The sequence below is a fragment of the Thiohalobacter thiocyanaticus genome (genome assembly GCF_002356355.1).
Taxonomy (GTDB): Bacteria; Pseudomonadota; Gammaproteobacteria; order Thiohalobacterales; family Thiohalobacteraceae; genus Thiohalobacter; species Thiohalobacter thiocyanaticus_A.
The window spans coordinates 509,800-523,485 of sequence record NZ_AP018052.1 but is presented as its reverse complement, the minus strand read 5'-3'; the positions used below and the strand labels follow the sequence as shown (position 1 = coordinate 523,485).

Below are 13,686 nucleotides of genomic sequence, written 5' to 3'. Positions count from 1 at the left end.
CGAGGAGGATAGCTATTCCAGAAAGGCGCAGTCCCGCAGATACAGGGACGCTGAAGCAGGCGGACAGGTACGCACTGCGGCGATGGTTGGCGGCGGCCCGCGCCAGGCCTGCCAGGCAGCGCCGCCCCCCGGTTGCAGGGCCGGCTGATCGGGAAACCCGGCCGGGATCAGCGCGGCCGGCTCGGTGATCGGGCCGCTGCCGACCTCGGCCACCGGGCACAGGCCACCCTGGTGCTCGTGCTCGCAGCACTCCGGCGACTGCGGCTCGGGCTGCATGTGCTGGCAGTGATCGGCCGGCGGCGGCGCCGCGCCGGCCGCGGCCCAGCAGTGACCGCAGGCCAGCGACAGCCAGCCGGCCAGCAGTATGCCGACCAGGCTCAGAATGGATGAATGCCGCTGCCTGTGCATGACACCAAATATAACCCGCTGACACAAAAGGGCAAGCCGGTGATAAAGGGCCCCACGGAAAACACGGAAAAAATACATTTGAAAATCAATCAGCAGGTTGGGGCAGTTCAGTCCTGCGGGCCAGGTTAGTACAGCGAAGCCGACACGGACGCTGCATGTTGGGTTACGGCGCAATGCGCCTAACCCAACCTACATTCACTATTCCGTGTTTTCCGTCTATTCCGTGGCGCTCTTGATATCAATCGCCCGTCAGCCGGCGCTGGGCCTCGCGGTACTTCTCAGCCGTCTTCGCCACCACCTCCGGCGGCAGGTGCGGCCCCGGCGCGGTCTTGTCCCAGTCCAGGGTCTCCAGGTAGTCGCGCACATACTGCTTGTCGAAGCTGGGCGGGCTGGTGCCGACCTGATATTCATCCGCCGGCCAGAAGCGCGAGGAATCCGGGGTGAGCACCTCGTCGATCAGGAACAGCTGGCCGGTCTCGTCCAGACCGAATTCGAATTTGGTGTCGGCGATGATGATGCCGCGCTCGCGGGCATAGGCGGCGGCCTCGCTGTAGATGCCCAGGCTGACATCGCGCACCATGGCGGCCAGTCCCTTGCCCAGCAGGGCCTCGGCGCGGTCGAAGTCGATGTTCTCGTCATGATCGCCCACCTCCGCCTTGGTGGAAGGGGTGAAGATGGGCGTGGGCAGCTTGTCGGCCTGCTGCAGCCCGTCGGGCAGGTCGATACCGCACACCGCACCGGTCTGCTGGTAGTCCTTCCACCCCGAACCGATGAGATAGCCGCGCACAATGGCCTCCACCGGCAGCGCCTTGAGCTTGCGCACCACAACGGCGCGGCCCTCGACCTGTTCCCGCTCGGCCGCATCCGGCAGCACCTGCTCCAGGGGCGTGTCGCACAGGTGATTGGGCACCATGTCCGCCATGTGCTCGAACCAGAAGTTGGACACCGCGGTCAGCACCGCCCCCTTGCCGGGGATGGGCTCGGGCAGCACCACGTCGAAGGCCGACAGGCGGTCGGTGGTCACGATCAGCAGCCGGTCCTCGCCCACGGCATAGATGTCGCGCACCTTGCCGCGCGCGACCAGCGGCAGGCTCTTGAGATCGGATTCGTACAGGGTCTCGCGCATGGGCGGCTCCGGTCGGGCAAAGGCGGGATTCTAGCCGGTCGGGGGGAGTTTCCACAAAGGCGAATGAGACGAATGGCACTTACTACAGCCCCGTCATCCCCGCGAAAGCGGGGATCCAGCGCAGTCTTACCTCCCTGGGTCCAGGATTCCCGCCTTCGCGGGAATGACGGATAACTGCAGGCTGGAACAGGGGCGGGCGGCCCGTTTCCGGCGTCCGCGGCATTGCCGGTTCCCCAACCCCGCCCGCAGTGCTAGAATTACTTGTTTCCCAACGGAAACAGGTCACTACGATGAATGACGACAGCCCCCGCGTGGGCCTGGTGATGGGCTCCGACAGTGACTGGCCGGTGATGCAGAAGGCCGCCGAAATGCTGGAGCGCTTCGGTATCCCCTACGAGGCGAAGGTCGTCTCGGCCCATCGCACCCCGGACCGGCTGTTCGACTATGCCGCCACGGCGCGCGACCGCGGCCTGGCCTGCATCATCGCCGGCGCCGGCGGCGCGGCCCATCTGCCGGGCATGCTGGCCGCCAAGACCACCGTTCCGGTACTCGGCGTACCGGTACCCTCGCGCTATCTCAAGGGCATGGACTCGCTGCTGTCCATCGTGCAGATGCCCAAGGGTATCCCGGTCGCCACCTTCGCCATCGGCGAGGCCGGGGCGGCCAATGCCGGCCTGTACGCCCTCAGTCTGCTCGCCATCGGCAATACCGATCTGGCCGCACGCCTCGACGCCTATCGCGAGGAGCTCAAGGCCATGGTCGACGCCATGCAGCTCCCGCCGCAGTCGTGATCCTGCCCGGCGCCACCCTCGGAGTTCTCGGCGGCGGCCAACTCGGCCGCATGTTCGTCATGGCCGCGCATGCCATGGGCTACCGGGTGATCGTGCTCGACCCCGATCCGCACAGTCCCGCCGGCCTCATCGCCGAGCAGCATCTGCGCGCCGACTACCAGGACCATGCCGCGCTGCAGGTGCTGGGTGATACCTGCTCGGCGGTAACCACCGAATTCGAGAACGTGCCGGCCGCCAGCCTGGATTATCTGGCCCGGCTGTGCCCGGTCCGTCCCGCACCCGCGGCCGTCGCCATCGCCCAGGACCGCATCCGTGAAAAGCGCTACATCCAGGAACAGGGGCTGGCCACCGCGCCCTTCGCCGTGATCGAGGAGCCCGAGGACCTGGACGAGGCCTTCGCCCGACTCGACCCGCCGCTGCTGCTCAAGACCGCCTCGCTGGGCTATGACGGCAAGGGCCAGGCGCCCGTCGACAGCCTGGAGCAGGCCCGCGCCGCCTTTGCCGAACTGGGCGGCCAGCCCTGTGTACTGGAGGCCCGGGTGGAACTCGAGCGCGAGCTTTCGGTCATCCTGGCCCGCAGTCTGAAAGGCGAGACCGCGGTCTATCCGGTGGGCGAGAACCATCATGTCGACGGCATCCTGGACACCACCATCGTGCCGGCGCGGATGCCGGCGGTGGTCACCGACCAGGCCGTGGACATGGCCCGCACCCTGGCCGAGTCCATGGATTATGTCGGCGTCATGGCGGTGGAATTCTTTCATACCCGTCAGGGTGAGCTGCTGATCAACGAGTTGGCCCCGCGCCCACACAACAGCGGCCATTACACTCTGGATGCAACCATCACCTCCCAGTTCGAACAGCAGGTGCGCTGCCTGTGCGGTCTGCCGCCCGGCGACACCCTGCTGCTCTCGCCGGTCGTGATGGTCAATCTGCTGGGCGATCTGTGGCAGCCCGAACCGCCCTGGGAGAAGCTGTTCGCCTACCCCGCCGCCAAGCTGCACCTCTACGGCAAGCGCGTGGCCCGCCCGGGGCGCAAGATGGGCCATTTCAACTGCCTGGCGCCGGAGCTGGACAACGCCCTGGCCCAGGTCGAACGGATCCGTGAAGCGTTAAGCGTTAAGCGTTAAGTATCGTAGGATGGGTGGAGCGCAGCGCAACCCATCGATACCGGCAATTATGATGGGTTGCGGCGCAGGCGCCTCCACCCATCCTACCCGGATAGCGCAGGATGGGCTGACGCAGCGAAGCCCATCACTCCTCACTCCTCACTCCTCACTCCTCACTCCTCACTCCTCACTCCTCACTCCTCACTCCTCACTCAATAATAGCCTACACCTATCGTTTGAATAGTTACTTTCGATTTCACAAATAACCACCCCGCCCCTATTCTTGTCTCCAAGCCAGACAGCACTGGCCATGATTTCCGACCGCAAGCTACAGGAGACACCGACATGCTGCAGGACAAGACCGGAAGCCGCATTCCCAACATCACCTTCCACACCCGTCAGAACAACGAGTGGGCGGACGTCACCACGGACGAGATCTTCAAGGGTCGCAACGTGGTCGTCTTCTCCCTGCCGGGCGCCTTCACCCCGACCTGCTCCTCGGCGCACGTGCCGCGCTTCAACGAGCTGGCCCCGGTGCTGCGCGACAACGGCATCGACGAGATCGTCTGCGTATCGGTCAACGACACCTTCGTGATGAACGAGTGGGCGAAGGATCAGCAGGCCGAGAACGTCCGCTTCATCCCGGATGGCAACGGCGAGTTCACCGCCGCCATGGGCATGCTGGTGGACAAGGACGACCTGGGCTTCGGCAAGCGCAGCTGGCGCTACTCCATGCTGGTGCGCGACGGCGTGATCGAGAAGATGTTCATCGAGTCCGAGGTGCCGGGCGACCCCTACGAGGTCTCGGATGCCGACACCATGCTCGACTACATCAACCCGCAGGCCGTGAAGCCGCACGACGTGGTGCTGTTCACCAAGCCGGGCTGCCCCTGGTGCGCCCGGGCCAAGGGCATGCTGTCCGAGGCCGGCATGGAGTTCGATGAAATCAGCGTCGGCGAACAGGTCTCGCTGCGCGCGGTGCGCGCCGCCAGCGGCAGTGACACCGTGCCGCAGGTCTGGATCAACGGCGTGCACATCGGCGACTCCGAGGCGCTGGCCGAGTGGATGCAGCGGCGGGAAGCTGCCTGATACGGCGGCGGCATTAACGCAGAGGACGCGGAGGCGCGGAGACGCAGAGATTTCATAAATTGATTTTACTTTGCGCCTCTGTACCCATAGGGCATAAACGCCTTTGCGCCCTCTGCGTTGTTATCACCACACCCAGGGAGATACCAATGAACAAGCACTATGACCTCATCGCCATCGGCGGCGGCAGCGGCGGGCTCGCCGTGGCCGAACGCGCCGCCCAGCTCGGCCGGCGGGTGGCCGTGATCGATGCGCAGCCGCTCGGCGGCACCTGCGTGAATGCCGGCTGCGTGCCCAAGAAGGTCATGTGGCACGCCGCCCAGGCCCGCGAGGCCGTGCATCAGGCCGGCGCCTTCGGCATCCGGGTACAGGACAAGGGTCTCGATTGGGAACGCCTGGTTGCCGGTCGCAACGCCTATATCGACGGCATCCGCGATTACTGGTCCGGCTATGCGCAGGACCAGCGCATCGACTGGATCCGCGGCCGGGCCCGCTTCATCGACGCCCATACCCTGCGGGTCGGCGACGAGCACTACCAGGGTGACCACATCGTCATTGCCACCGGCGGACAGCCGATCGTCCCGCCGGTGCCGGGAGCGGAGCTGGGCATCACCTCCGACGGCTTCTTCGAACTCAGGCAGCAACCGCGGCGCGCGGCTGTGATCGGCGGTGGCTATATCGGCGTGGAGCTGAGCGGTGTATTGCGCGCACTGGGCTCCGAGGTGTCGATCATCGCCCTGGAGGACCGGGTGCTTGAAGCATTCGACCCCCTGATCAGCGACACCCTGATGGAAGCGATGCAGCAGCAGGGCATCGCGACCCACATGGGCTTTCAGGTCAGCGGGCTGGCGCGGGGCAGCGACGGTATCGATATCGTCTCCGCCCGGGGCGAACGCCTGGGCGGTTTCGACACCGTGATCTGGGCCGTGGGCCGGCGCGCCAATACCGAGGGCCTGGCGCTGGACCGCGCCGGGGTCGAGGTCAATCGCAACGGCGTCATCCCGGTGGATGCCTTCGATGCCACCAATGTGCCGGGCGTATACGCCATCGGTGACGTCACCGGCCGCATGCCGCTCACCCCGGTGGCGATCCGCGCCGGCCGGCAGCTGGCCGCGCGTCTGTTCGGCACTGCCACCGCGTCGATGGATTACACCAACATCCCCACCGTGGTGTTTGCCCACCCGTCGGTCGGGGCCCTCGGCCTGACCGAGCCGGCGGCCTGTGCCGAATACGGTGATGCGGTCAGAGTCTACGAGACCCGCTTCACGCCCATGCGTCACGCGCTCGGCAATGGCGGCACGCCGACAGCGATGAAGCTGGTCTGCGCCGGCCCGGAGGAACGTATCGTGGGTTGCCACCTGATCGGCGACGGGGTCGACGAGATGCTGCAGGGCTTCGCCGTGGCCATCAACATGGGCGCTACCAAGGCCGACTTCGACCGCACCGTCGCCATCCACCCGACCAGTGCGGAGGAACTGGTGACGCTGAAGCAGTCACGGCCTGGCGGCTGTGTGTTGGCGGATGTTGCCTGAGTCTGGGCGGGATTAACGCAGAGGGCGCAGAGTCGCGGAGACACGGAGACTATTGAAATACGAGATTGCTCATCCTTGCCCCTCCTCTGAAAGCACAGACTCACAAGCCAGCGAGGAGATACCAACATTATTCATTGTCTTTGCGTCTCCGCGCCTCTGCGTCCTCTGCATTCCCCGCGCAAAGGCATGAAGACACCGCCGGTCAGCCCGCGTCCTTGTGCCGCGGACGGCTCACCTCGGGCAGACTGAGCAGGTTCCTGGCCTCCTTGAGCAGGAAGTGCTTGAAGGCCTGGGCCGCGGTGGACAGGCGCTTGCCGCGTCGGTGCACCACATACCAGTGACGCATGATGGGAAAGGTCTCCACATCCAGGATCGCCACTCGCTTGAGCGCCAGTTCCATCTCCAGGGTGTGCAGCGACAGCAGCCCCAGCCCCAGGCCGGCCTCGACGCCCTGCTTGATGGCCTCGCTGGTACCCATTTCCATAGTGCTGCTGAGTTCCAGTCCGTGCTGGGCGAAGTGCCGTTCCATGGCCGAGCGGGTGCCCGATCCGCGTTCGCGGATGAGAAAGGTTTCGCTGGCCAGCGCCGCGAAGGGAATCCGGCTGCGCTTGCGCGTCAGCGGGTGATTGGTCGGGGCGATGACCACCAGGGGGTTGTCCATGAAATTCTCCGCCACCAGGTCCATGTCCTCCGGGGGCTTGCCCATGATCACCAGGTCGGTCTCGTTCTCGGCCAGGGCCCGGAGCAGACCCTCGCGGTTGGTCACGTCCAGACTGACAGTCACGTCCGGGTAACGCTGGAAGAAGGTGGCCAGCAGCCGCGGGGCGAAGTAGTTGGCGGTACTGGCCACGGCAATGCTCATATGGCCGCGCCGCATGCCCTTGAGCTCCTCGAACACCTGGGCGGCTTCCTCGAGCTTGTCGGTCACGGCGCAGGCATAGCGGTACATCTCCTCGCCGGCCTCGGTGAGGTAGGTCTTCTTGCCCTGCTGATCCAGCAGCGGCAGGCCCACGGCCTGTTCCAGCTGCTTGATCTGCATGGACACGGCCGGCTGGGTCAGATGCAACTCCTCCGAAGCGCGGGTGAAGCTCAGGTGACGGGCCACGGCCTCGAAGATGCGCAGCTGACGCAGAGTGACATTCATAAGCAATACCTTGTGGTCCGGTAGGGAAGCATAAACCTCGTACCGACTCTATGCTACACTGCCGGAGCAGGCCTCCTGCCCCACGGGGAGGCCTGTCATGGCATGGAAGCCTTTGGTTTGTTTTTGTTTTATTTTTGAGTTGCAGTTGCCAGGCTTATGAATGATACCGACACCTCCGGTGACGGCGGCGCCTACGCGCGCGTCCCAGCCCCCGACCAGGACACCATCTACCTGGACGCGGCCTCCAACCGCAGGCCCCAGAGCCTGTATCTGCGCAATGCCGGCATCGCCTTCCTGCTGGTCGGCAGCGCCGCGCTGCTGCAGATGGCGGTCGTCTACGAATCCTTCCAACCGCAGCTGTTCGTCATTCCCGCACTGGTCGCCCTGGTCATCGCCTTCCTGCTGGCCCGGGTCAGCCTGCTCAAGACCCAGTTGCAGCGCGAAAACGCCCGCTTCCGCGCCGTGGCCGATGTGGGCCAGGAATTCACCTATTTCTGCTCCCGGGACGGGCACTATGAATATGCCTCGCCTTCGAGTGTGCAGCTGACCGGTTACCGGCCGGATGAATTCTACGCCAAGCCGGAACTGATGTCGGAACTGATCCACCCCCAGGATCGGGAACGCTGGCAGCAGCACCTGGCCAACCTCGGCACGAACAGGCAGAGCGACAACATCGACCTGCGGCTGATCCACAAGGATGGCCACACTGTCTGGTTTCAGCACATCTGCGGCCCGGTCCATGATGCCGCCGGCCGACTGATCGGCATCCGCGCGACCAACATCGACATCACCGAACGCAAGCAATTCGAAGCGCGGATCGAACGCATGGCCTATTACGACCCGCTCACCGACCTGCCCAACCGGCGCGCACTGAACGGTGAGATCGAGCAGCTGATGCGCAAATACCCGGCTGCCGAAAACCGCTTCGCGGTACTGTTCCTGGATCTGGACCGGTTCAAGCACATCAACGACAGCTACGGCCATGAGTTGGGCGACCAGCTGCTGGTCAAACTGGCCGACCGCCTGCGGCGCTGCTGTGAAAACCGGGCCACCATTTCCCGCTTCGGCGGCGACGAACTGGTGGTACTGGTACCTGACGTGGACAGCCCGAAAACGGCGGTCGACTATGCCGCTCACCTGCTCGACAGCATCGAGCGCCCCTTCATCCTGGATGACAAGGAACTCTACATCAGCGGCGGCGTGGGCGTGACGCTCTACCCCTACGATGGACAGGACGCCGCCACCCTGATCCGCAACGCCGATGCCGCCATGTATCGCGCCAAGCAGTCGCGACACACCCGCATCGCGCTCTACAGCGAGGAGTTGATCGACAACATCGCTGCCTTTGTCAGCACCGAGAACCGCATCCGTCGCGGGCTCAAGGAAAACGAGTTCATTGCTCACTACCAGCCGCAGGTGGACATGCACAGCGGCCGGATCGTCGGCGCCGAGGCCCTGGCACGCTGGCAGTCGCACGACCGCGGGCTGATATCACCGGCCGAGTTCATTCCGGTGGCCGAAGAAACCGGCCTGATCGATCAGCTCGGTCGCAGCATCCTCAGTCAGGCCTGCAGCCAGATCCTGGAGTGGCAGCGCGCGGGCATCCGGCTGCCGCTGTCGGTGAATATATCGGGGCGCCAGTTCGCCGTACCCGGCTTCGTCGATCAGATCCAGGGCATCATCGGCGAATCCGGCATCAACCCGGCACAGCTGGAGCTGGAGATCACGGAACAGGTATTCCTGGAGGACATGGACGAGGCCACCGACAAGCTGTGGCAGCTGCGCGATCTGGGCGTATCCATCGCCATCGACGATTTCGGCATCGGCTACTCGTCGCTCAGCTATCTCAAACGCCTGCCCTTCAACACGCTGAAAATCGACCGCACCTTCACCCGTGACATCTGTGAAGACGCCCGTGATGTCGCCATCCTGCGCGCCATCCTGTCACTGTCGCGCGACCTGCGCCTGAACACGATCATCGAAGGCGTGGAAACCAAGGCCCAGAAGAAACTGCTGCTGCGCCTGGGCTGCGAGCGGGCGCAGGGCTTTCTGTTCCACCAGCCGCTGCCGGCAGCGGAACTGACATCGCTGCTGTTGAAGCGCTGAAAGAGCGCCACGGAATACACGGAAAGCACGGAAAAAAAACAATATATGCGTATTATCTTCCCATTGCCCGGGCGCGCAGCGCCATGGCAATGAGATATAAATAATATATGTCCGTGCTTTCCGTGTATTCCGTGGCGCTTTTGATTTTTTACTCGCGCACCGCCACAGCGACGGTGTACTGCCGCCCCTGCTTGACCTTGTCGTAGTTGCCGAACACGGCCTTCATCTCGCGCTCGAACAGGCGCCGCAGGCCGGTGATGCTCACCACCCACAGCCGCCCGCCCGGCCGCAGCCGGGCATGGGCATCGTGCAGAATGATGGCCAGCAGTTCCTTGCCGACCTTGGCCGGGACATTGGAGGCGATGAGGTCGAACTTCAACTTTGGATCGACATGCTGGAAGGCATTGCTCAGCATGGCCCGTGCATTGTTGATGCCGTTGACCTCGGCGTTGCGGTTGGCGTATTCCACAGCCATGAAATCCTTGTCCACCATCAGGGTCTGCCCTGCAGGCGCCAGCCGCGCCAGGGTCAGCCCGATGGGGCCGTAGCCGCAGCCCAGATCGAAGCAGTCATCGCCGGCATTCACCTCGATGTGCCTGAGCAGCAGCCGGGTGCCCTCATCGATCTCACGCGGTGAGAACAGCCCCCAGGTGGTATGGAAGCTGAGTTGCTGATCGCGCAGGGATTCGGTGAAGACAATGTCCTGGCGGATGCGGCGCAGATAGTCGTCGGCGGGCATGGCGTGAGGCGTGAACTATGAGTCGTCCGGGAGTATACCCGAACCGGGTTCAAGAGCGCCACGGAATACACGGAAAGCACGGAATAATGCAGGTTGGGTTCGTCGCTTCGCGCCGTAACCCAACATGCCGCGACAGTGTCGGGTTACGCTACGCTAACCCGACCTACGGCGCTGCACAATCCACCGAGGAGAGGGGTATAGATATATCTTTTTCCGTGCTTTCCGTGTATTCCGTGGCGCTCTTCTATGAAGTCAGCGTCGCGAACAGCACCGGCAACTTCTCCGGCAGACGCTCCACCTGATCGATGATGGTGTAGTTGTTGGCGCCGAAGATGCGCTTGACGTAGCTGTCGGCGTTGGCATCCAGGGTCAGGCAATAGCTCATGACACCCCGGGTATAGAGCTCCTCGACCGCCTTTTTGGTGTCATGGCGCAGGTACTGCGGATCACGCTCGTCGATGTCGGCCGGCTCACCGTCGGTAACCAGCAGCAGGAGCTTGCGCCGTTCGGGCTGCTTGAGCAGGTGCTGGGCGGCGTGGCGCATGGCCGCGCCCATACGCGTAGACAGACCGCCCTGCATGCCGGCCAGGCGCGACTTCACCATGTCGCCGAATTTCTCATTGAAATCCTTGAAGCGATAGTACTGCACATCGTGCCGGCCATCCGAGGCGAAACCGTGAATGGCGAAGGGGTCGCCGATGCCGTTGATGGCCGTGGCCACCAGGGCGCAGGCCTCGCGGGTCAACTCCAGCACCGTCTTGTCGGAGCCTTCCACCGTCTCGTTGGTGGATTCGGACAGGTCCAGCAGCACCACTACGGCCAGATCCCGGTTCTTGATGACGTTGCGCATGGTGATGCGCGGATTGGGATGCTCACCCATGCGGATGGAGATCATCGCATCGACGGCGGCATTGATGTCGATCTCGTCGCCATCCTCCATATTGCGCACCCGCTGCACGCCCTCCGGCTGCAGCATGTCGATGATCTGGCGGATGCGATGGGCGATGGGCCGGTGCTCGATCAGGATATCGTCGATGATCCCGGGATCGGCCCGGGACTGGCGCCGCTCATGCAGGGTCACCCAGTCGGGACGGTGCAGCTGCACCTGGTAATCCCACTCGTGATAATGGCAGGGATCGGAGATGGGCTCCTTGCCCTCCAGTTCATTGATGGTGCAGCCTTCCTGATCCAGCCAGAAGGGGGTCTCCAGACGCCAGACCTCCTGGGCATCGTCGCCGGCCAGTTCACAGTCCAGCTCGTTGACCATCTCCATCACCGATACTGTCTTGCGCACCTGGCGCTGGCTGGCCGGCACATATTCCGCCCCCTGCTCCCAGGAGAATTCCTCGAATTCCCACACAATGCGGTTGTCGTCCCGATACTGCAGACGCGTGCTTTCCAGTATGCGCAGGCTGGGCACATCCTTGCGCGCGGCAAAGATATTGAACAACTCCATCCCCATATCCCAGGAGAATCCGCCATTGTCGCGATTGGCTTCGATATTGGCATGAAACTTCTCGGCGAAGGCATTGACCTGCTCGTCGTCGCAGCGATTGCCCGGCTCGAGCAGCATCAGGGCCAACTCTTCCATGCGCAACACGGTGGGATGCTCCACCTCGCCCTGCTTTTCCGCCTGCAGCAGTGACTTCCACAGTCGCTTCAGGCCGGGGAATTCCTCTCCTGCACAGTACTCGACCCGCGCATCCTCGATCAGGCCGATGAAGAACATCTGCGCCGGCGACAACTGCTCGGCGGAAATGGAGCGAGTGGTGTAGCACAGATGGGCAGCCGCATGGGCAGCAGTGGCACGATAGACCTCCAGCCCCTTGATGTCGCCCACATCGTCAACGGCATCGGGCAGGTGCACGATATGGGTATCGATGTAGGGCTTGAAGCTGGGCGAATCCGCCTCGGCCGGGCGCAGGAAGAAGTCCCGCCCCCAGAAGGCACGCAGGTAGAAATTCAGCTTGCGCTGAACATCCACGAACAGGGTGCCGCGCCGTTCCTTCTGCATGACCTTGAGGCTGTCAGCGGTCTTGAGATCGAAATATTCAACCTGCTTCACCAGATCACGACGATAGGCGTCGGCACCGAAGTTGACCCAGCGCCGCAGCCCACCCAGTGTCAGCTTGGTCAGCAGTTCGTCGACATGCCTCAGCATGGGCCGCAGTCCACGCGGCGCCTTGGCCGACATCTGATGGATGAGCTGCAGGTAACCGCGCACCAGTTCGGCATCGCCGAGCCGGCGTGCCGCGGTCGGCAGACTGGAGAACAACAGCGCGATGACCTCGCCCGAGGTCATGGAAGACAGCTTCATGGCCGCGCCGATCACGTCGCGGATCACGTCCTCGCCGACCTCGCGGACCACCATCGGCATCTCGTCCAGATAGGCCAACACCAGGTCGTGACCGCGGCCCAGGCTGCACAGCCCCCTGGCGCCTTCCATGTATTCCTGCAGGCCCGCCGGCGACATGACCCGGGCGGCCTCCTGGAAGGTGGCTTCCAGGTTCTCGCGGATCTCGGGGGCGGCCTTCGAAAAGCAGTCGCTGTAGTCGTCGAGATTGATGGTCATTATTGCTCGCCAGAGAGGGTGTGAGGATTCTTCGATTCCCCTCCCTCGATGGAGGGGGCAGGGGAGGGTGATGTATGGCGAATCCGCCTTACTCACCCCCTCTCTGCCACCCACATCAAGGGGAAGGAGAAGATCGGTTGGTCACCGATTCCCGGCCCCAGGCCCTTAACCGAAATAGGTACCCACCGCCGCATCCAGGGTGTCGCGCATATCGGGGTCGTCCGTCAGCGGGCGCACCAGGGTCATGCTGCAGGCGGCCAGCGGGTCCACGCCCTTGTTGATAAGCTGACCGGCATAGACCAGCAGACGGGTGGAGATACCCTCGTCCAGCCCATGCCCTTTCAGATTGCGGGCACGATGCGCGATCTGCACCAGCTTCTCGGCGACTGCCTTGTCGACGCCGGTTTCGCGGGCAACGATATTGGCCTCGGTGGCGGCCTCGGGATAATCGAAATCCATGGCACCAAAGCGCTGCTTGGTGGACTGCTTGAGATCCTTCATCAGGCTCTGGTAACCCGGGTTGTAGGAGATCACCAGCTGGAAGTCCTCATGGGCCTCGATGACCTCGCCCTTCTTGTCCAGAGGCAGAGTGCGGCGATGGTCGGTCAGCGGGTGAATCACCACGGTGGTGTCCTGGCGCGCCTCGACCACTTCATCGAGATAGCAGATGGCACCGATGCGGGCGGCGGTGGTCAACGGCCCGTCCTGCCAGACGGTACCTTCCTTGTCGAGCAGGAAGCGCCCCACCAGGTCGGATGCGGTCATGTCTTCGTTGCAGGCCACGGTAATCAGCGGCCGACCGAGCTTCCAGGCCATGTACTCGACGAACCGCGACTTGCCGCAGCCGGTCGGACCCTTGAGCATTACCGGCATGCGCGCATTGTAGGCCGCCTCGTACAGCTCGACCTCGTTGGCGACCGCCTCGTAATAGGGCTCCTGCCTGATCTTGTATTGTTCGATCTTCGCGTCACTCATATCCGTACACCATCCTGATTTGCTGTTCTCTCGGGAACACCAGAACACAAAACCCGCGTCCAGGCCGGCTTCCGGCTCCTGGAATCCCCTTGTGCCCGGGG

At 63.7% G+C, this 13,686-nt stretch carries 11 protein-coding genes; 5 read left to right on the top strand and 6 right to left on the bottom strand.

Annotation, left to right across the window (positions count from 1 at the left end):
- Positions 1–12: 12 nt before the first annotated feature.
- Together CFK21_RS02465 and CFK21_RS02460 are read right to left on the bottom strand one after the other, a co-directional pair.
- Positions 13–408, bottom strand: a complete 396-nt coding sequence (locus CFK21_RS02465) for a hypothetical protein (RefSeq protein WP_096364408.1) — start codon at positions 406–408, stop codon at positions 13–15.
- Between the two features lie 238 nt (positions 409–646).
- Positions 647–1,534, bottom strand: a complete 888-nt coding sequence (locus tag CFK21_RS02460; protein ID WP_096364406.1) for a phosphoribosylaminoimidazolesuccinocarboxamide synthase — start codon at positions 1,532–1,534, stop codon at positions 647–649.
- Between the two features lie 290 nt (positions 1,535–1,824).
- Here CFK21_RS02460 and purE point away from each other — a divergent pair, with 290 nt between their 5' ends.
- From purE to gorA, 4 genes are all read left to right on the top strand, one after another.
- Positions 1,825–2,325 carry a 5-(carboxyamino)imidazole ribonucleotide mutase gene (gene purE / locus CFK21_RS02455; protein WP_096364404.1) on the top strand — a complete coding sequence of 167 codons (501 nt, stop codon included), beginning with the start codon at positions 1,825–1,827 and terminating at the stop codon, positions 2,323–2,325.
- Positions 2,322–3,452, top strand: coding sequence for a 5-(carboxyamino)imidazole ribonucleotide synthase (locus CFK21_RS02450; protein WP_096364402.1), 1,131 nt, complete (start codon positions 2,322–2,324; stop codon positions 3,450–3,452). The genes purE and CFK21_RS02450 overlap by 4 nt, the downstream gene beginning before the upstream one ends.
- Positions 3,453–3,776: 324 nt before the next feature.
- Positions 3,777–4,520, top strand: a complete 744-nt coding sequence (locus CFK21_RS02445; protein WP_096364400.1) for a glutathione peroxidase — start codon at positions 3,777–3,779, stop codon at positions 4,518–4,520.
- 146 nt (positions 4,521–4,666) lie between these two features.
- The gene (gorA, locus tag CFK21_RS02440; RefSeq protein ID WP_096364398.1) at positions 4,667–6,049 is read left to right on the top strand and encodes a glutathione-disulfide reductase; all 1,383 of its coding nucleotides are present in this window, start codon (positions 4,667–4,669) and stop codon (positions 6,047–6,049) included.
- Positions 6,050–6,251: 202 nt separating this feature from the next.
- Here the strand turns inward: gorA and CFK21_RS02435 are convergent, their stop codons facing one another.
- Entirely contained in the window at positions 6,252–7,193 is a 942-nt protein-coding gene (locus tag CFK21_RS02435; protein WP_096364396.1) for a LysR family transcriptional regulator, read from the bottom strand.
- Between the two features lie 156 nt (positions 7,194–7,349).
- Here CFK21_RS02435 and CFK21_RS02430 point away from each other — a divergent pair, with 156 nt between their 5' ends.
- Positions 7,350–9,299: a putative bifunctional diguanylate cyclase/phosphodiesterase gene (locus CFK21_RS02430; protein WP_096364394.1), complete on the top strand. Its 1,950-nt coding sequence runs from the start codon at positions 7,350–7,352 to the stop codon at positions 9,297–9,299.
- 148 nt (positions 9,300–9,447) lie between these two features.
- Here the strand turns inward: CFK21_RS02430 and CFK21_RS02425 are convergent, their stop codons facing one another.
- The 3 genes from CFK21_RS02425 to CFK21_RS02415 all read right to left on the bottom strand — a co-directional run bounded on the left by CFK21_RS02425 (position 9,448) and on the right by CFK21_RS02415 (position 13,585).
- A complete protein-coding gene (locus tag CFK21_RS02425; RefSeq protein ID WP_096364392.1) occupies positions 9,448–10,038 on the bottom strand; it encodes a class I SAM-dependent methyltransferase in 591 nt (196 codons plus the stop codon).
- Between the two features lie 244 nt (positions 10,039–10,282).
- A complete protein-coding gene (locus CFK21_RS02420; RefSeq protein WP_096364390.1) occupies positions 10,283–12,610 on the bottom strand; it encodes a nitric oxide reductase activation protein NorD in 2,328 nt (775 codons plus the stop codon).
- A 165-nt stretch (positions 12,611–12,775) separates the two neighbouring features.
- Positions 12,776–13,585 (bottom strand): CbbQ/NirQ/NorQ/GpvN family protein, encoded by an 810-nt coding sequence (locus CFK21_RS02415; RefSeq protein ID WP_096364388.1) that lies wholly within the window; start codon positions 13,583–13,585, stop codon positions 12,776–12,778.
- Positions 13,586–13,686 lie beyond the last annotated feature (101 nt).